Origin of the sequence: Paenibacillus sp. FSL R5-0713 (assembly GCF_037973325.1) — a bacterium.
GTDB lineage: Bacteria > Bacillota > Bacilli > Paenibacillales > Paenibacillaceae > Paenibacillus.
The window spans coordinates 44,771-63,933 of record NZ_CP150229.1 but is presented as its reverse complement, the minus strand read 5'-3'; the positions used below and the strand labels follow the sequence as shown (position 1 = coordinate 63,933).

Below are 19,163 nucleotides of genomic sequence, written 5' to 3'. Positions count from 1 at the left end.
AGACACTTTAATTATTTTAACATAGCCCGACATGGCTTCTCAACAGAAGCCAAGAACAGCTCAAGGCTTGGGTCGGGCAGGATATTAGCTACTATAGACTTCCGGCTTCAAAATCCCGATATAGGGCAGGTTCCGGTACTTCTCCGCAAAATCCAAACCGTAACCAACGATGAACGCGTCAGGAATGTCAAAGCCTGTGTAATGAGCTTCCAACTCAACTTTACGGCCTGAAGGCTTGTCGAACAGCGTAACCACACGCACCGATTCGGCACCGCGGTTTTCTAACAGTTCAATCAGATAGCTGAGTGTAAGTCCGCTGTCGATAATATCTTCGACAATCAGAACTTCCCGTCCTTCAACGGACACATCCAGATCCTTAATGATTTTGACAACACCTGATGACTTGGTGGAAGCGCCGTAACTGGATACCGCCATAAAATCCATTTCAACAGGTACCGTTATGTTTTTAACCAAATCAGCCATAAATATAAACGCACCCTTGAGCACACAAATGACCAAAGGATTGCGGTTTGCATATTCGGCACTTAGTGTTGCACCTAATTCCTTGACTTTACTCTGAATTTCTTCTTCACTGATCAATACTTCTTGAATGTCGTTCTGCAACTGTGCGAACCTCCTAAGTTATACTATGAAAGCCTTACCTGAACCATAACCACTACCCCTGAATCGCTGAATCGCCTACAGTCATGTACAGGATTGCGGAAGTGCCCTCCCTGACAGGAGCCACACTGGACCGTCGAACACCCGGTAACCAGATGATATGACCTGCTCCATCACATACCACAGGAATACGTGGACGGACAGATGGGGGGATTTTCTCATCGATGAAAATATTTTTCACCTTTTTGCTTCCGTTTAATCCCATTACTTTCATGGTATCTCCAGGTAACCGTGAACGCACAACCAGCGGCATAAGCAGTTGATCCGCATCAAACGCGGCTTGATCCGCCGATTCTGGTACATGATAGTCCTCGGGACTCACCGTCATCAACCGAATATATCGATTAATTGGGGTGAGTGAAAGCTCATAAGTTCCACTCCATTGCGCAAGACGATACTCGTAAGATTGATCCTGTACGTCCGTCCGTATGCCGAAAGAAATCAGATTATACTCCCGAGTGCAGGCGAGTGTCTGTCCTATATCCAGGCTCCAGGTCGTCACATCGGTCTCCATGACCTTGTGTCGAATGGTTTCTATACGGGTAAAGTCGACAAAATCACTGTCCAAAGGCAGATAATTCAATATTAGTTTAATCAACCTTCGTTGTAAAGCGACATGTAACTTCAAGAAGGAAGGCACCTCAAAGGTTTGCCTTCCGCCGTTCACCTGCACTAGACACCTGTATGTGTCATATGCACTCTGCTCCATGAAATCGTCTTCATCACCCACAATTTCGGCAAGCCGATTCAATGACGGCGTGAGTTGTCCATTATACTGCCCCAAAAAAGGAAGCACATCCAAGCGAATGGCATTACGCCGATATTTACGCAGGGTGTTGCTTTCATCATTAAAATACATAAAACCCTGGGTATTACAAGCTTCTACAAGGTCTGTCTTGTTTATACGAAGGCATGGACGAATAAGTTCCACATTTTTTTCTTGCCTTTTAAACTTCATTCCCGAGAGTCCCGACAAGCCGGTTCCACGAAGCAAATGAAGCATGACTGTCTCCGCCTGATCATCCGCATGATGTGCCAAAGCGATGCTTGCGGCATTATACTTGGTAGCTACTTCATGTAGAAAAGCATACCGCTTGTTGCGAGCAGCCTCCTGTGGTCCTTGACCCGTCAGCTCCATATATGAAGGAACATCGGCCTTGGTCCATTCAAATGCAATGCCAAGCTGCTGTGCCAGTTCCATCATTTTGTCGGCTTCATCATCCGATTCGGGACGGAAACCATGATGCACATGCGCACAGATCAATTCAAGCGGGACATGCCGCTTGCTGATCTCGTGCATGATATGCAAAAAAGCCACCGAGTCCGGCCCGCCCGATACTGCGACGACAATCCGATCCCCGGGAACCCATAACTGATGCTCTTCCGCTGCATCCAGCACGTTCTTCACCAGCATGTTCCAGCGTAAAGCCTCCATACCTGTTCCTCATTCCTTGCGTTATGTATATGCACTCTCACAGATCAGAAACGCAGTGCATAGATGAGCACTCCAATAAGTAATATCACAGATACAGCGAATGCGTTCTTAAGCCAGCGCGGTGTTGTACTTTTGGAACGACGGCGTAGAGGCGTGGGACGAGCCATCATTTCCTTCCACGCTTGTGCCGCATGACCTGCATCACGAAACTGACCTCGTAGTGCCTGAATCGTCCAATTGCGAAAAGGACCCAGTCGTTCACTGCGCTCCACCAGCGCTACGAGCTGATTCACACTTCGCAGTTGTGGTAATCCTTCTGCTGCCAGTGCCTTGAGCGCGTCTGCTTCAAGTACATGAATCAACAATAATGCAAATGCAAACACATCATAGGTACCATCGGCTGTACGGCTGCCTGCATTCCAGAAGCCCCGATCATACCATTCGGTGAACTGCTTGACGCTTCGACCAATAGACGTAACTCCGCCGTAGTCGATCAGTTCTACCTGCCCATAATCGGATACCAGCACATTCTGAGGTTTGAGATCACCAAACACCCATCCTGCCTGATGCAATTGTGCCAGCTTCTGCAAGAGCCTAAGTCCCACCAGAAGTGTCCAGTCTGTCCCCTGACGCCGAATGAAGTGATGAAGAGCCTCACCTCTAACGTAACGCATCACATAAAAGGGAATATCCCGGCCACGAACGGCATAATCATCCACATCTTTAAGATAGGAAGGAATGCCGCTCTGCCGAAGGGCTTCATGATTACGCTGTAGTTGAAAAGATTTGAGCACATTGACTTCCGATTGTAGATCTACCGGATCAAATCCCATTTTTAGCGCGTAGTGTTTGCCATTTTCACCCCGTTGGACAAGAAAAACGATGCCATTGGCTCCTTTGCCCAGTAGCTTCCGAATCGTGTAACGACTGCGATTCCATTTCCCTGTAACCACTGTTCCTGGCGGGAAAGAGGCGTCAGACAACGTTGTCACCGAGCATCCCTTCTCTTTCAATGCGATAGTTCCCTTCTATTTCCTGCTGTTCCTCCAGTGTACCATAACGGTAAAAATCAATCACCTTCTGAATTGCAGGACCTGTCGGTGTTGCGCCCTTCATCTGCAACCTTCCAAACAGGGACCGAACACGGCCCGGATCCGTTGTCCAGTCAATATCCATTACCGCATCTTCTCCACTGTGTCGTCCCGGGAAATGAAATACGGAAAGCTTGCTCTGACCTACACGCGCCTGCAAACTCAACATTAAATCGCGAATGCCCTCTTCAACCGCTGCCAGTTTGGGCTTCATGCTGGCACTGACGTCTATTAGCAATATCACCTGTAAGGCTGTAGTTTCAGCCATGTCATCCATCACTTCCACGACCCGGGCGCGTTGTGCAGGCTCCAGATCGGTTACCGTTTTGGGCTCCTTCTCCCCCAAAATTTGTGTTAACTCTCTATTAACCGCCTGCTGAATAGTCTGAACCACCGTTTTCCTTGTCATCATCTGCATGGTATGGGCAAGCTGCCGTGTACCTACGATTTGGCTGATTCCACCTCCGGCTCTGGCAATATCCTCAATCTCCCGACTGCCCAACTCACCAATGGTTCCATAATCAATCACACCAACTACATTAACCGTAATGCCCTCTTCCTGTGCTTCGGCCGCTGCCAGCACCGGACTTGGTCCAACATTGGAACAACCGTCGGTGATCAATAAGATTTGCTTCATCCGATATCCCTCCGTTATTCGTTACTCTCCAACTCTATGACTAGCATTGCCAGATTGAAGAGACTTCAAACAGAAGAATATGCAATTAGCTGACGGTCCGTGGTCGCTCCATCCGATTAATGCCGGGCACACGCAGTGTGGCCCATTCAGGACGGAAATGCTCTACTTTTCCAACAACGACGGTCATATCATCCAGAATTTCATGCTGCTGATATCTTATGACACTTTCAAGCAGGCAATCGGCCAAATCTTGTGGATCGTCTGTATCAATCTCTTGAATGAGCCGTTTCATCCATAGCTCTTTGTTAACAGCATACCCCGGTGCATCATAGATGCCATCCGTCATCATAATGAGGATATCACCTGGTTGTAGCTGTACCGTCACCAAATCCACTTCAATATCTTTAATAATACCGATTGGCAAATTGCTGGCTGAAACTTGAATAACCTCCTGTCCACGTTTGATAAAGCTTGGCGTTGAACCGATTTTCATAAACGTTGTCTCTGCCGTATATTCATCAATCAGCGCCATATCGACTGTGGCATACATCTCTTCAGGGGAGCGCAGCATCAGAACGGAGTTCACGGATTTGATTGCCAGTTTCTCGTCCATGCCGGACTGTAACAACTGCTCCAGTATGTTCAGCGCCGCGCTGCTCTCCATGCGAGCCCGTTCCCCATTGCCCATTCCATCACTGAGCGCAACCGCGAATGTACCGTTTCCTAACTCAACCGTGCTAAAGCTGTCGCCTGACATCACATCTCCCCCTTTGGCAGCAGCAGCAACACCGGTGGTTACCTCGAACGTTTTGGCTGAACCAAACGTAACAGTCGCCAGTCCCTGACGAGGGTCGGTCATCGTCTCATGCAAGACGGCGATATGTTCGTCCAGTACATCCGAGATCAGCGGAGCGATCATTTTCCGGCACTCGTCGAATCCCCGTGTATATGCATGTACTATCTCAATTTCCACATTGCCCGCTTCCAGATTGATGATCTCAATAGAGTGAATGGACAGGCCCAGTGACTCCAGTGCATCCCGAATCTGTTCCTCCTGTTGCACCATCTCCTCACTTTCCCGCTGAATTTCTTTGGCCAGGTCCTCCATGACCTGAGATACACCGGACAATTGCTCTGCAACCAGCTGCCGGCTATCAATAATCTGGCGTTTCCACTGCATGTTATGCTGATGCAGCCCGTATTGGGCACGCATGACTTCAAGTACCTCTTCCGGCTTGGAACATACCCTGTTCCATTCGACTGGAATTTGCTTACCTGAAATCTCCGGGTTCCCTTCAATGGTACTCATCACATCGGTCATGTATTTATAGGTCTGAATAAACTTGGCATCCCAACATTGCGTACGCTTGAAGCAGCTTGCACATGTGCCCTCGGCAACCGCATTCATGAAATGATCCATTCCACCTTCTTTCTGTACTGGCTCGCCCGCACCGGACATCTGATCAAAGCTGCGTGACAATTGACGGAATACCTGCGAGAAGCGAGTGACCCGTTCTGCTGTGATATCCCTAATCCGCTTGGCATACTCATGCTGGGATTTGGTATGGTCCTGCGTACCTGGTACATATTTCGATATCGCCGTCATCAAGCTCTTAGGTGTCAACATAAACAGAACGATAGCCGCACATGTCTCCCATAATGAATTCATCACATCACCTGGCCCACCCAAGTAGATGGATAGAATGGACGAACCCAGCAGCATGCCCAGTGCAACCCCCGCACGTTTACCCTCTCGAAGCATCCCTGCCAGCATCCCGGCAAAAGCAAGCAGGCTCATCTGATACACCGCTGACATGTCAGCCAGACTCAGAATCAAGCCGGTAATGACCCCAACTGAGGCTCCGAGGGGGGCTCCGCCCACCAGCGCAAAGATTAATATGAGATAACGGGAGAGCATATGCTCGACGGATAAGGATTGAATGGTCCACCCCACGGCTCCCGTCATAACGGAAGCGAGCAATATAATCAGGCAGAGGATCTCCTCGTTCTTTAGGCTGAACTTTTTTTTGCGGTAGGTGAAGATCGGTATGGCTTGTATGAAAACAAGGGTAAGCACAAAGCTTAGTACCGAATCCATCGTGAGCATCAGCATAGCGTACCAGCTGAAGGATGGCCCGATCACAACCGCGAATAATTTGACCATAAATGTAGTGGTAAACACCATCGTCGGCGCATAAGATAATTCAGCACGATCATATGACTCCAGACCGCGGAAGAGCAGATAAAAGATGGCGATCTCTGATGCAACAATGAGTGGTACGGGAAACGGTGCAAAGAGACTACCTGCGAGTAGAGCGGCGCCTACCGGAATGATGTAATCCCTGCGCATGAAAGCAATTACGGCGAAGTACGCAATGGCAAAAGGAGATAACTCATTCAGGATCATCGCCTTTCCGAGTAGAAATCCCATAAACGTAAGCAGCAGTACCCATTTGCGGGAAGCCACCATTTGGACAGCCTTGCGGGAGCCAAGCCAATGTTTCAGACGTACAGACAACTCCTCCCGAGCTTCCGTACCACCTTTACCTGCTTTCATTCCCGGAAATTGAATGACATTCCACTTTTCCATCATCCTCAAGGCACCCCATTCGATTAATTTGAATTTTCGTGTTTCGTTCTCGATGGTTCTGATTATAGATAGAATAGAAGACGTAGTTTGTCAGAATAGGTGGGCAGGGTCCAAAAAGTTTACGACAAAAGAAACGAACCTGGCGCGGTGGAGCAAAACCCCCGGCCTTATTGTGGTTTCTGTCCTTCCCTTACTTCATTCCGACAAAGGCAATGTCTGATTTTGAACTGGAGATGCTTTGGTCTCGCCATCATTTGAGCAGGATAGCTGTGGAATGCCACGGAAACCTGTCGGTAAAAAATGGTAGACGACAAATGTTCTTATGGTTCCATTTTGTCGTGCAGAAAAACTGGGGATATGGAGATTCACTTTACAAAAAAAGCTATTCCGCTCTTATCTGTGAAAGTCATCTGTGAAAGAAATGCAAAAAAACCGTTAGCCCAAGGGCTAACGGTTTTACTTATATGTTTAGATCAGGTTGTGACAGATTACACACGCTTGGCTCCGCGGCCTCCACGTTTGCCTTCTGTGTTCTTCTTAAGCGAAGAGATCCGCTCTTCACTATCTTTCAGGAAGCGTGACATTTTATCCTCAAATGAAGGTTTGCCTGCTGCGGGCTTGAAAGAACGGCCTCCGCGGTCACCACGGTTAAATCCACCGCCGCCGCCACCACGACCTTGGCCACCACTTGGACCTCCGCCGCTGAATCGTTCGCGATCTCCTCCACTGCGTTCCGGTCTAGGAGCTCTCGGGGGTCTGGATTGTGTTTGTTGCTCAACCGGTTTGTCAACAGCTTGCTTAATGGAAAGTCCGATCTTGCCATCCTTGTCAACGTTGATAACCTTCACTGTAACGAGGTCATTCAGCTTCAGGTGGTCGTTGACATCTTTGACGTAATTGTCGGCGATTTCCGAGATGTGAACGAGACCCGTGACACCTCCTGACAGATCCACAAATGCTCCAAAATGCGTGATTCCTGTCACCTTGCCCTCTAACTTGGTGCCCACTTCAATTGCCATAGAATAAAATGATCCTCCCTTAAAAATATACAACCCGATTTTTTGAATGCCAAAATCAATGCTGCGCTAATGTAATTATACCTTATGCCGTAAACCAAGGTCAACTGAACACTACCCCATCAGAGAGCCTATTTTTTCCGGTTTAACGGCTTCAGACACACGGATAACAAACCTAGCTCGGTAATGGACCGAATTCCATCAGTTCCCTGACTCTTCAACCTGGATTGGCGTTTCCTCAGGAAGATAATATCCTTTTTTCCGTGCCAGCTGTCCTATGTATTCAGGGTCATTCAACCGGCTGACTTCGTACTTCAACTGTTCCAGCTTCTTCAATGTATCTGCCTTTGAAGCTTGCTGAGTAGCCAGCTGAGAACTCTTGTCCGAAATTTGTGCATTCTGCACAAGGAATGTATATCCTGCCCATACTACAAATACAATCATAAACGTCATCCAAAGCATGAGGCGCCTTTTTGCACCGGCAGATTTTCCTTGGTTAGTTGGAGCCTTTGATCTGCCCACAGGTGTTTTACCCATTACGGACCTCCTTAAAACCAGCGTTTCCATATCGCTGCAATTCTTGTACCCACACGGATCATGAAGCGTGGCGTTACCCAATATTTCAGGAGCGGCCTAAACATCCAGCGGAACAACTTGCCGAAAGGTACCAAACATTGCAGTACCAGCCTGCCCAGGAATAATAGTATCGCAATTACAAAACCGAATAATACGCGAATTAACTTATAAATTCCTTTAGCCGGCATAACGATCAGGATGTTAAGGATATGTCCACACCAATGAATCAGCGTTCTTGCGAGTTTAATTAACATTACCACAAAACGCTGGGTTGTAACACTTAAAAGCCAAAAATAGAAACAAACCCCTATAATCAGCCCCAAAAAGACATAAAACCGCAACTGTCCGTGGTTTCCGGCGTATAGCATCCGAAAAACGAACAGCGCGGAAGCAACCCAATACAACAGATCGAGCGTGTGAATACTCCATCTCGGAAACCGCAGCTGTCCGGACAGTACCCGGTAACTGTCGTAGGCCATTCCCATCACGACCCCCGAAGTAAGCATCCACATCAATGTGATCCATTGAGTATCCGGACTCATCGGAACATCTTGCCGAACAGGCCTTTACTATTCTTGTTCTGGGAACCGGGGTCCAGATATTGCAGAGAGCTAACTGTGCCTTCAATGGATAAGAGACCTTCCTCCAGGCTCAGGTTTTTGATATGTAAATTGTGCCCTCGGATGGTCAGATGCCCAAGTTCAGTCTGCAGCAAAAATTCCTCACTGTCGAAGCTCTCCACGTTGGAGACACCCGTCAGATCCAGCAGTTTCCGATTCTGCATGCTCAGATGATGCTGTTTGGCCTTACCGTGCTCAACCATGGCATGTACCCCTCCTTCTTACACCTAGCTTATGGATGTGGAGGTCGGAATAGAACCAGCGTTGTTGAACAAATAACCCGTCTTCCAGTAAAAACAAAAACGCCCTTCCCTGTGACAGGAGGACGTTTCGATTCAACTTGCATTGAATGCATATTCATACCAGATGTACTGTTACCAGTTCATCCCGTTATCCTTGGCGATCGGCTCTTCCTTCACCAAGGTGTAGAGGCTGCTCGCCTCATCCTTCTTGGTACTCTCGGCAATTCGTTCCACCTTCACGGTGACCAGTTTCTGACCGAACTGAACCGTCAGCTCATCGCCCACTTTGACATTGGCGCTGGGCTTTGCTTCACGTCCGTTCACCAGAACACGTCCCTGTTCAGAGACGTCCTTGGCCACAGTGCGGCGTTTGATTAGCCGGGAGACCTTCAGGAATTTATCAAGACGCATTATTTTACGGCTTCTTTAAGTTTGTTGCCTGCTTTGAATGCAGGAACAGTGGACTCAGGAATCACGATTTCATTCCCTGTTTGTGGGTTACGTCCGGTACGACCGGAACGTTTGCGGGTCTCAAAAGTGCCAAAGCCGATCAATTGTACTTTGTCTCCGCTGGCAAGTGCATCTGTAATTTCTCCCAAAAAGCCGTTCAATACGGACTCAACGTCTTTTTTAGTCAAACCACTTTTGGTTGAAATGTTGTTAATCAGATCTGTTTTGTTCATTTTTAAAAGCCTCCCAAATTGAAAAAAAAGTATCTGCGATCCCTGACAATACATTGATTGCCGCTGATTCGCGTTAGGTCACTACACATGTATTCTGGCTTGGCATCTGAAATCCTGCCTTGGTCCGCGACTTTTTTAGCTTTTTTGTCGATGGTCGGCAGGGAACAGTCTAAGACCAGTACCCGAAACTATCCATGACTAAACATCAATCCAGTCATTACAGTTGAACACATGTTCGTATTATCATAACATACTGCATAGCATGATGGAATAAGGCTAATAGGTATTTTCCAGAAAATTGAACCCGTTATAATCCTGCCTTCTTCGCTTCCTGCCAGAATTGCTCCATCTCTTCCACATTGCTATCTGCTGGTGTTCTTCCCTGTTCATGAAGACGCTCCTCAATATATTGGAAACGCCCAATGAATTTGCGGTTCGTCGCAGCAAGTGCCTCTTCCGGGTCCGTATCGATGAATCTTGCAACGTTCGCGGCTGCGAATAATAAATCACCCAGTTCGAGCTTCCGTTCTTCCGCAGACTGGCCTTGTTGCACCGCTTCTTTCAACTCTGCGAGTTCTTCCTCGATCTTGGCAAACACACCGTCAACATCATCCCAGTCAAAGCCAACTTTGGCTGCTTTCTTCTGTAGCTTGTATCCCTTCATCAGTGCAGGCAAGTCACGCGGTATACCATCCAGCACGGAAACCTTCTGCTGGTCCTGACCTTTGCGCTTCTTCTCCTCTGCTTTCATCTGTTCCCAGTTCTGAAGAGCTTCATTCGCATCTTCTGCCTGATGTTCGCCAAAAACATGGGGATGACGGAAGATTAGCTTATCATTCAACCCTTCGATGACATCATAGACGTTAAATGCGCCCACTTCTTCTTCCATCTGGGAATGCAATAAAATCTGCAGCAGCAGATCACCCAGCTCTTCTTTCATATGGTCAGGGTCATCCTCATCGATTGTCTCAATGACTTCATAGGTCTCTTCAATCAGGTTTTTGCGAATGGACTGATGCGTCTGCTCCTGATCCCATGGACAGCCACCCGGGCTGCGAAGAATATTCACGATCTCATGCAAACGTGCGAAGGATCGGCGACGCAGGGCATCATCGGTGTTCTTCGGTACATAGATCAGTGACAGATTGCCGTACCCTTCGATCCGGTCCAGTTCGTGTAGCGGAATTTTGTGAATGATCTCCTCGCCCTGTACACCCAGTGCATGACCGACAAATACGGGATAGTCATCCGGGTAAACTTCCATCAGGCACAGCTTCACGTCCGAAGCAGTGAACACATCATAGACTTGTCCGATCAACGTATGTAGCTGTGGTTGTACCAGTTCTGTATTCAAGCTGCTGGCATCCAGGAGTTGAAAGCCTTCAATAGGATCAAATCCAAGCCGTATAAAGGCTTCGTCCAGAAAGCTTTCTCCACCCATTACACGTAGTGAAATGCCCATTTGCGGACAGCGTTCTTTGAGCAGTCGCACACTGGCTTCTGCCACCATGGGATGACCGGGTACGGCATACACAATCTCCGTTCCAGCCTCACCCTTGCGAGCAGCCTCGATCAATTGGTTCGCGATCTCATCATACACCTCGGGGAAGGAGGACTTCGCCTCATAGATGGCATCAAACGAGGTCATCTCCAGCCCCTCTTGCTTCAGATCATTCAATACAGGATGATCCAGGGTACGTACATACAGCGTAGCTGCATGTTTCATTTTTTTGATAATACCTACGGTCAGTTGGTCTGCATCTCCTGATCCAAGACCCACTACGGTTAAAGCTGCACTCATTACGTAAACCTCCATCCGGACTATCCTGCCCAGGCTCACTCATTCAGCGTGCCTGATCAGGACTAATTACACGTATTATACCAGAATCATTCGATATCCTATAATTGCATATTGGCTGTGCTGAATGCAGAAGGACCGTGAGCATGAAGCTAGCGCAGCACACGCAGTCTGCGCAGCAGCTTGGCCAGGCGAGGCCCCAGCTTGGGCACAGCCGCCAGCTCCGCTGCGGTCAGTAGCCCTGTCCGGGCCGCCGCCAGCAAAAACACGGCCGAGCCTGCGGCGATGCCCAGCAGGCTCACGCCCATTGCGGCCAGCCTGCGGTCGGCCGCGATACCCATGCCGCCGAGTACCGCTTCGGCGGCCAAGGCCATGCCTACCGCCGCCAGACTCATGGCGGCGATCACCAGCGCCGGCTTCGCCAGGACGGCGCCAGGGGCAGGGCGCAGGGCGACAAGTCGCGCCAGCAGCGCCACATTCAGGCCAGCCGCCAGCATGTAGGCGACTGCGCCTGCCAGGGCCGCGCCGCTGATGCCCAGCGCCGGCACAAGCATAACGTTCAGCAGCGCCTTGACGCCTGCGGCGGCCAGCATGCTGAACGCGGGTGCGCGCACGGCGCCGAGGCCTTGCAGCAGCGCCGCTGCAATAATGCTGACGGTGCTTCCCGCAGCCGTCAGCGCCATGTACCGCAGTGCTTCGGTGCCTGCGGCATCTCCGTACAGCATGCGGTTAATCGGCTCGGCCAGCACCGCGAGACCCGCGGATGCCGCCAGGCCGATCAACCAGAACCAGCGCAGCGCGAGGCCTGCTTGCTGCCGAACGGCTTCTGGCCCGCCCTTTAACCGGGCTTCCGCCATCGCCGGAATAAACAGCACAGACAGTGACGTAGCCAACATCGTCACCAGTTGAACCAACGGCAATCCACGGTTGTAGATGCCGAAGGAAACCATCGACTGGAGCTCATCCAATCCTTCTCCCCGCAGAAGCCGTGGCACGGTGAAGGTATCCACCAGATTCATCAGTGGTACGGCAAGCGACCCGAGACAGACCGGAATGGCGTACATGAGCAGCATCCTGATCCATTCGCCATTGGACCGTGACCTGTCTGACAGAGCGGGGTTAATGGAACTCACCGTTTTCATCTGTTGTGTAACAGATCTATTCTCTTGATGCTCTTGATGCTCATGACGATCTGATCCAACCTCTCTGCCGTTACTGCTCCTTCCCAAATCCAATGATCCGGGTCCCACTTCCCTATGTTTCCGCCGATGACGGAGCATGTACCCTAACATCGTTAACAGCCCGACCATTCCGCCGGCAACGGAGCCCATCATGGCTCCAGCGGCAATCGTCTCAAGCGAAGCGTCTCGTCTCATCAACCATACAAGCAGAACAATCATAACGGTGACACGTATCGTCTGCTCCACCACTTGCGATACCGCTGTTGGGACCATCTGCTGTAACCCCTGGAAATATCCACGCAGTCCTGTCATCACCGGAACGAACAACAACGCCCATGAAGCTGCACGAATCGATGGAACCACATGTCGATTGCCAATCATGTCAGCGATTAGCGGCGCACCTGCATACATCAAGAGCGCCATAACAAGTCCTATTCCCCCGAGTAGCACGGAAGATAACCGGATGATCCTCCTGCTCTCGTCCGGTCTCCCCAGTGCATTTTGCTCTGCTACGAATTTGGATACGGCCAGGGGCAGCCCGGCAGCAGCAAGCGTAACAATGAGCATATATAACGGATACACCGTATTGTAAATGCCAAAAACACCGTCTCCCCCCAGATTCTGCAACGGAATCTTTTGAAAAGCACCAATGATTTTGGAGATAATGGCGGCAAGCCCAAGAACAAATGCACCCTGTAGTAGCCTCGAGCCTGTAGACGGCTGTTTCATAAGTCCCTCCTGCATAATCCGTTTAAGCATACCTTGTTATTATACCTGCCTGAGGGCATACAGACTAACTCTGCACCATGATACCCGTCTTGATCAACTCCTTTCCCTTAAAACGCAAAAACTCCCGCATGCCCATGTCAGGGCACCAGGAGTTGATTCGCTATCTATTGTTCCATTTGCTTGCCAAGGAAACCAGCAGCTGTCTCGGACATCTTCACTTCCATCTGAGACATCTTCACCGATTCATCCTTATTGAACAGGATAACCGTTCCGATGGGGTCACCACCTGAAATAATCGGCGCAATAACAAATGATGATAACGTCTCGTCATGATCTTTGCTAAGCTCATAGGAACCGTTGTTTGTTTCCAAAATGGTCTTTCTGTTTTCCATACAGCCCTCTAACAGTTGACCTACCTGCTTGTCCAAATACTCTTTTTTGGAACCACCTGCCACCGTGATGATCGTATCCCGGTCGGAAATCATCGTTACATGACCCGTACTCTCATACAGGGATTCTGCATATTCTTTGGCAAAATCACCAAGTTCGCCAATTGGCGAATATTTTTTAAGGATAACTTCTCCATCACGATCCACGAAAATTTCCAATGGATCACCTTCACGAATACGTAACGTACGGCGAATTTCTTTTGGAATGACCACACGACCAAGGTCATCTATACGGCGGACAATACCAGTAGCTTTCATTTCACATGTTGCCCCACTTTCTCGAGAAGATTTTTCAACTACTGTTCCTTAATGGGTAGAGGAAAGTCCCAGAACGTTTAGTGTGATATCTTGACCATAGTATTCATCTGTTCCCATTTCCTTATACATGCTTCGGAGAATATAGTTGTGTAACTTTCGAAGAAGACGACCATGTACCCATACAGCCTGAATATATACAAGAAGAAGCAAGAAGGAGGTCCTAAGTCCTCCCCTTGCTTCTCTGTATGGTTGTCCATATTTACGTAGTACAAGACATATTCGGGCAGAATTAACCCTGAACGTGTGCTAACACAGCATTACTTACTGCTTGTACCTTCATCTGTAGTTGCATCTTTGTCTGTTCCGGTCGTACCTTGGTCCGTCTTGGTATCTGTACCTTTGGAGTCATCCGTTTTTGGTTCGGTTGTTTTCTCTCCTTCAGTTCCTGTACCCGTTGTACCCTCAGTTGTACCTTCAGTCGTGCCTTCTTCGGCTTTTTCTGTTTTTGGCAATTTAACTTCTTTTACGATTTTGTCCAATTCATTTTGCATGAACGTATCAATCTCAGCAGCTGCCAATTGGCTCTTCAGACTTTCTTTTTGCTCAGCTGTCAATTTGGTGAAGTCCGCTTCCGTACGAGCTTCCACTTTCATGATGTGGTAACCATACTCCGTTTCAACCGGATCACTGATTTTGTTCAGTGGCAATGTTTTTGCAGCTTCCTTGAATGCCTCTACCCAGCTGCCTACAGGTGTTTCTTCGTACAATCCACCTTTTTCAGCAGAACCTGGATCTTCGGAATATTCTTTTGCAATTTTAGCAAAATCAGCTCCGCCATCCAATTTCGTTTTTACTTCTTTTGCAATTTTCAATGCATCTTCTTTTTTACGCTCTTTTTGCGTTTTTGGATCTGTGAAGTTAATCAACACGTGGCGAACAGAAGCTGTTGTGAACTGATCTTTGTTTTTCTCAAACTCAGCCTTAACTGCATCTTCCGTAACGCCTGTTTCTTTGTCTTTAATAACTGTCATGATGCGAGTCATGTAGTTTTTAATGTTATCGTCTGTCAGGTTCTGAGCTTTCAGCATCTCAGTCCATTGATCTGCCTGTACAGAAGCTTTCATTTTATCGAATTGCTCGGTTGCCGCTTTGGAACCTGCTGTTTTGGCTTCCTCACTTGCTTTGCCACTCAGATATTCATAAGCAACTTCCTGTTTCACCAAATACTCTTTGAAATCGTCCATATCCATCATTTGTGCATACTCCGGATAGAGGAATTTCATGACACGTTGCTCCATGTCGAATTCATTGGCTGTAATGGTACCACCATCATACGTAGCGACTACAGCACTCGTATCCGTCGATTCAGGTGTTTTTGCTTCTTCCTTCTTGCCACATGCAGCAAGCAGTGATAAGGATAGTACTGCGACCATGCTCACAGACAGTACTTTTCCTACTTTTTTATACTTTGGTAACATCTTTTAGTTCCCCCTTTGATTTAAAAGCCGTCTTCATGGACTCCAGAATTTTCTCTACCAGCTCCATCAGTTGCTTATCCCCAAGCCCCTTGCCTTTAGCGTGAATCAGCATATGGGGTCCTTGTTCAAATTGTACACGTCTTTCGAACTGATTTCCAATGTGCGCGATTTTCGAGAGTTCAAAGGCATGTTCACGCCCTTCATAAAACTTCACGGTAATGTCCTCACCACGTTGGGAAATGGACTCAATACCGTAAATTTTGCCGTATACTTTCATCCGCGCAACAGCCAGCAAGTTAATGACGGCTTCCGGAAGATCACCGAACCGGTCAACCAATTCGTCTTCCAACTCCATCGCATCGTCGAAGGATGCAATGACCGCCACTTTTTTGTATATCTCAATCTTCTGAATACTGTCATAAATATAATCGGACGGCAAGTAGGCATCAATACTGAGATCCAGCGTTGTGTTCCACTGGTCGGAAGGTACCGGCTCTTCGCCAAGCATCGTAACTTTGCGTTTGTTGATCTCCTCTGCAAGCATCTGAGAATACAGATCGAAGCCGACGGAAGCGATGAATCCATGTTGCTCTGCGCCTAGCAGATTTCCTGCACCACGGATCGACAAGTCACGCATGGCAATTTTGAAACCTGAACCCAGTTCGGTAAATTCTTTGATGGATTGCAGACGCTTCTCAGCAACTTCTGTAAGCACTTTATCCCGTTGGTACGTAAAATAGGCATACGCAATACGGTTGGAACGACCCACACGTCCGCGCAGCTGATACAGCTGGGAGAGCCCCATTTTATCCGCATCATGTACGATTAGTGTATTTACGTTTGGAATATCTACCCCGGTCTCGATGATACTTGTGCTCACAAGCACGTCATATTCACCATCCAGGAAGTCCAGAATCGTTTTCTCCAGCTCTGTTTCCGACATCTGACCATGTCCCACACCAACCTTGGCTTCAGGCACAAGTTCAGAAATTTCGGCAGCCATCTCCTGAATTCCCTGAACACGGTTGTAGAGGTAATACACTTGCCCGCCACGAGCAAGCTCACGTTCAATGGCTTCACGAACAAGCGCCTGGCTGTGTTCAACCACATAGGTCTGTACCGGGAAACGATTCTCTGGCGGAGTCTCAATAACGGACAGATCACGCACACCCAGCATGGACATGTGAAGCGTACGCGGAATCGGGGTTGCCGTTAGCGTCAGCACGTCCACATTGGTTTTCAGCTTCTTCAGTTTCTCCTTATGGGTTACTCCGAAGCGCTGTTCTTCATCAACAATGAGCAGTCCCAGATCCTTGAACACCAGATCCTGCGACAGCAATCGATGCGTTCCGATGACAATATCTACTGTGCCTGCTTTGATACCTTTGGCAGTTTCATTCTGCTCTTTACGGGAGCGGAACCGGCTAAGCACATGAATGTTGAACGGATAACCGGAGAACCGCTCACGGAACGTCTCAAAATGCTGCTGTGCCAGAATCGTTGTCGGAACGAGTACAGCCACCTGTTTGCCTTCAATAGCTGCTTTGAATGCAGCCCGAATAGCCACCTCGGTTTTTCCGTAACCCACATCCCCACACAATAAACGGTCCATTGGACGGTTTTGTTCCATGTCCTTCTTGATTTCTTCGATCGCACGCACCTGATCACGTGTCTCATCGTAAGGGAACATGTCCTCAAACTCCTGCTGCTCTGCAGAATCCTTGTCGAATCCAAATCCTTTGGAGGTCTGACGCTCTGCATACAGCTTGATCAGATCATCAGCAATATCCTGTACGGATGTGCGGACTTTATTTTTAACCCGTGTCCACTCATTGCCGCCCAGCTTGTATATTTTCGGTTCTTTTTCTTCGGAACCCACATATTTCTGAATCAGATCGATCTGCTCAATAGGTACAGACAGTTTGTCTCCACCGGCATAGAGAATATGCATGTAGTCCTTATGAATACCGCCAACCTCGAGGGTGCCGATCCCAAGGTACTTACCAATCCCGTGGTTCTGGTGAACGACATAATCGCCCACTTTTAGCTCGCTGTAGGATTTGATTCGTTCCGCGTTGTCTACATTCCGAATCGGTTTGCGTACTTTACGCTGTTTTTGCGAGAACATCTCGCCCTCGGTCACGACAGCCAAATGAATGGACGGCATTTCAAATCCCGTTTGCAAGTTACCGATCATCATCTCGGGCTCTGGAATATCATAGTCCATCAATACCCGGCGCATTCGGTCGAGTCGTTCCTCACCGTTCGCCAGCATGAGCACTTGAACTCCGGCCTTATGCCAGCGCTCCATCTCTGCCTTCAGTACGTTCATCTGTCCATGGAAATCCTGCATCCCACGACTGATGAAGTTCAGAATGTTCTGTGGTTGGGTGTGTGGAACTTGGCGCAAAAAGATCGACATAAACAGCGTCTGGAATGGACGCTCATACAAGAGTTCATCACCGTCTGCGGATAATGGAAGATCCGGAAGTGTTTTTCCGTTTTGCATCAAATGCAGGTTCCACTCCGATTCATCACGGTCCAGCTGTTTTGATGTCTCTGATAGTCTGGCAGGCTCATCAAGGACCAGCAGGGTATCTTCTGGCATATAGTCGTAAATCGTTTTGTTCTCCGGATAGAGCGGAGAAATATATTTATACATTTCGGAGAAATACACGTGCTCCCGCAAAAGCTCGATCTCCCGGTGAATTTCTTCACGAAGGCGCAGCTTCGCCTGCCGGTCCGTCATTTTCTCCAGCTGTTGCTCCAGCAAAAGAGCAGCCGCATCGGCAGCCTTTTCCATCCGTTCACGATCTGCAATTAACTCCTTGCATGGCAAAACCGTAATCTCTTCAATTCGTTCAATCGAACGCTGATCGGCTGGGTCAAATGTCCGAATGGAATCGATTTCGTCATCAAATAACTCCACTCGATATGCGATCGATGAAGTAACCGGATAGAAATCGATAATACCTCCGCGTACACTCATCTCACCACGAGATTCCACGCGCTCCACACGCTCATATCCGAGCTTTACCATCTCCAGAAGGAAGGAGTCCAGTTGGAGTGTGTTGCCCTGTTTAATTAAAATTCGAGCATTGGCCATCACTTCCGGAAGCGGAACATAACGTCTTACCCCTGAAAATGGAATAACAACAACGCCCCTGAATCCCTGGGCGCAGCGGACCAACACATCAATACGCTGACCCAATGTTTCCGGGCTGGAAACAGCAGCTTCAGCAGCGACAAGTTCGTTGGCAGGATAGATTAACACCTGATCAGGTGAAAGCGCTTCCTGTAAATCTTCTGCAATTTTTTGAGCTGAAAACATATTGTGCGTTACTACGAGCAATGGTCGTTTCATTTCCTGATGCAGAGCTGCCAGCATAATCTGACGCGCCGAGCCGGATAGACCCGAAACCAATTGTTCCTTCATGCCGGACTTGATTCCGGCTGTAATGGACCCGAAGTCCGGATCTTTGGAAAAAGCCTGTATAAGTGCTTGTAACAAAAGGGGCACCTCTCTTATAACTTACTTGATTATCTCACGCATACGCGTAGTATCACTAATAAAATGGATACAAATTCCTTTTTTGTCCTGTTTCATCATAAAGGATTACTCGCAACATTGCCACATCTGTTGATGTGGCGGGACCTGGTGTGGAGATAGCAGTGTATTTCATGCCAACTGAAAAGAAG

16 protein-coding genes are annotated in these 19,163 nt (G+C 48.5%); all 16 read right to left on the bottom strand.

The window, feature by feature from the left end:
• Positions 1-84 precede the first annotated feature (84 nt).
• A complete protein-coding gene (gene hpt, locus MKZ12_RS00300; protein ID WP_017691352.1) occupies positions 85-624 on the bottom strand; it encodes a hypoxanthine phosphoribosyltransferase in 540 nt (179 codons plus the stop codon).
• 52 nt (positions 625-676) lie between these two features.
• Complete coding sequence (gene tilS / locus MKZ12_RS00295; RefSeq protein ID WP_339258170.1) at positions 677-2,116, bottom strand: tRNA lysidine(34) synthetase TilS; 1,440 nt, start codon at positions 2,114-2,116, stop codon at positions 677-679.
• A gap of 44 nt (positions 2,117-2,160) precedes the next feature.
• Positions 2,161-3,108, bottom strand: coding sequence for a serine/threonine protein kinase (locus MKZ12_RS00290; RefSeq protein WP_253428901.1), 948 nt, complete (start codon positions 3,106-3,108; stop codon positions 2,161-2,163).
• Entirely contained in the window at positions 3,092-3,844 is a 753-nt protein-coding gene (locus MKZ12_RS00285) for a VWA domain-containing protein (RefSeq protein WP_339238937.1), read from the bottom strand. The genes MKZ12_RS00290 and MKZ12_RS00285 overlap by 17 nt, the downstream gene beginning before the upstream one ends.
• An 85-nt stretch (positions 3,845-3,929) precedes the next feature.
• A complete protein-coding gene (gene spoIIE / locus MKZ12_RS00280) occupies positions 3,930-6,437 on the bottom strand; it encodes a stage II sporulation protein E (protein WP_339238936.1) in 2,508 nt (835 codons plus the stop codon).
• Positions 6,438-6,922: 485 nt separating this feature from the next.
• Entirely contained in the window at positions 6,923-7,453 is a 531-nt protein-coding gene (locus MKZ12_RS00275) for a S1 domain-containing RNA-binding protein (RefSeq protein ID WP_017691357.1), read from the bottom strand.
• A 198-nt stretch (positions 7,454-7,651) separates the two neighbouring features.
• Entirely contained in the window at positions 7,652-7,987 is a 336-nt protein-coding gene (locus tag MKZ12_RS00270; RefSeq protein WP_339258169.1) for a septum formation initiator family protein, read from the bottom strand.
• A gap of 11 nt (positions 7,988-7,998) precedes the next feature.
• Entirely contained in the window at positions 7,999-8,568 is a 570-nt protein-coding gene (yabQ, locus tag MKZ12_RS00265) for a spore cortex biosynthesis protein YabQ (RefSeq protein ID WP_105602442.1), read from the bottom strand.
• A complete protein-coding gene (gene yabP / locus MKZ12_RS00260; RefSeq protein ID WP_105602444.1) occupies positions 8,565-8,849 on the bottom strand; it encodes a sporulation protein YabP in 285 nt (94 codons plus the stop codon). Before yabP ends, yabQ begins: the two co-directional genes overlap by 4 nt.
• A gap of 171 nt (positions 8,850-9,020) precedes the next feature.
• Positions 9,021-9,299, bottom strand: a complete 279-nt coding sequence (locus MKZ12_RS00255) for an RNA-binding S4 domain-containing protein (RefSeq protein ID WP_124118808.1) — start codon at positions 9,297-9,299, stop codon at positions 9,021-9,023.
• A complete protein-coding gene (locus MKZ12_RS00250; RefSeq protein ID WP_017691362.1) occupies positions 9,299-9,571 on the bottom strand; it encodes an HU family DNA-binding protein in 273 nt (90 codons plus the stop codon). The genes MKZ12_RS00255 and MKZ12_RS00250 overlap by 1 nt, the downstream gene beginning before the upstream one ends.
• A 307-nt stretch (positions 9,572-9,878) precedes the next feature.
• Positions 9,879-11,372 (bottom strand): nucleoside triphosphate pyrophosphohydrolase, encoded by a 1,494-nt coding sequence (gene mazG, locus MKZ12_RS00245; RefSeq protein WP_339258167.1) that lies wholly within the window; start codon positions 11,370-11,372, stop codon positions 9,879-9,881.
• A 149-nt stretch (positions 11,373-11,521) separates the two neighbouring features.
• The gene (locus tag MKZ12_RS00240) at positions 11,522-13,279 is read right to left on the bottom strand and encodes a polysaccharide biosynthesis protein (RefSeq protein WP_339261263.1); all 1,758 of its coding nucleotides are present in this window, start codon (positions 13,277-13,279) and stop codon (positions 11,522-11,524) included.
• Positions 13,280-13,443: 164 nt separating this feature from the next.
• Complete coding sequence (gene spoVT, locus MKZ12_RS00235; RefSeq protein ID WP_036606123.1) at positions 13,444-13,986, bottom strand: stage V sporulation protein T; 543 nt, start codon at positions 13,984-13,986, stop codon at positions 13,444-13,446.
• Between the two features lie 317 nt (positions 13,987-14,303).
• Positions 14,304-15,464 (bottom strand): peptidylprolyl isomerase, encoded by a 1,161-nt coding sequence (locus MKZ12_RS00230; RefSeq protein WP_253428888.1) that lies wholly within the window; start codon positions 15,462-15,464, stop codon positions 14,304-14,306.
• Entirely contained in the window at positions 15,448-18,975 is a 3,528-nt protein-coding gene (gene mfd / locus MKZ12_RS00225; protein WP_339258165.1) for a transcription-repair coupling factor, read from the bottom strand. Before mfd ends, MKZ12_RS00230 begins: the two co-directional genes overlap by 17 nt.
• Positions 18,976-19,163 lie beyond the last annotated feature (188 nt).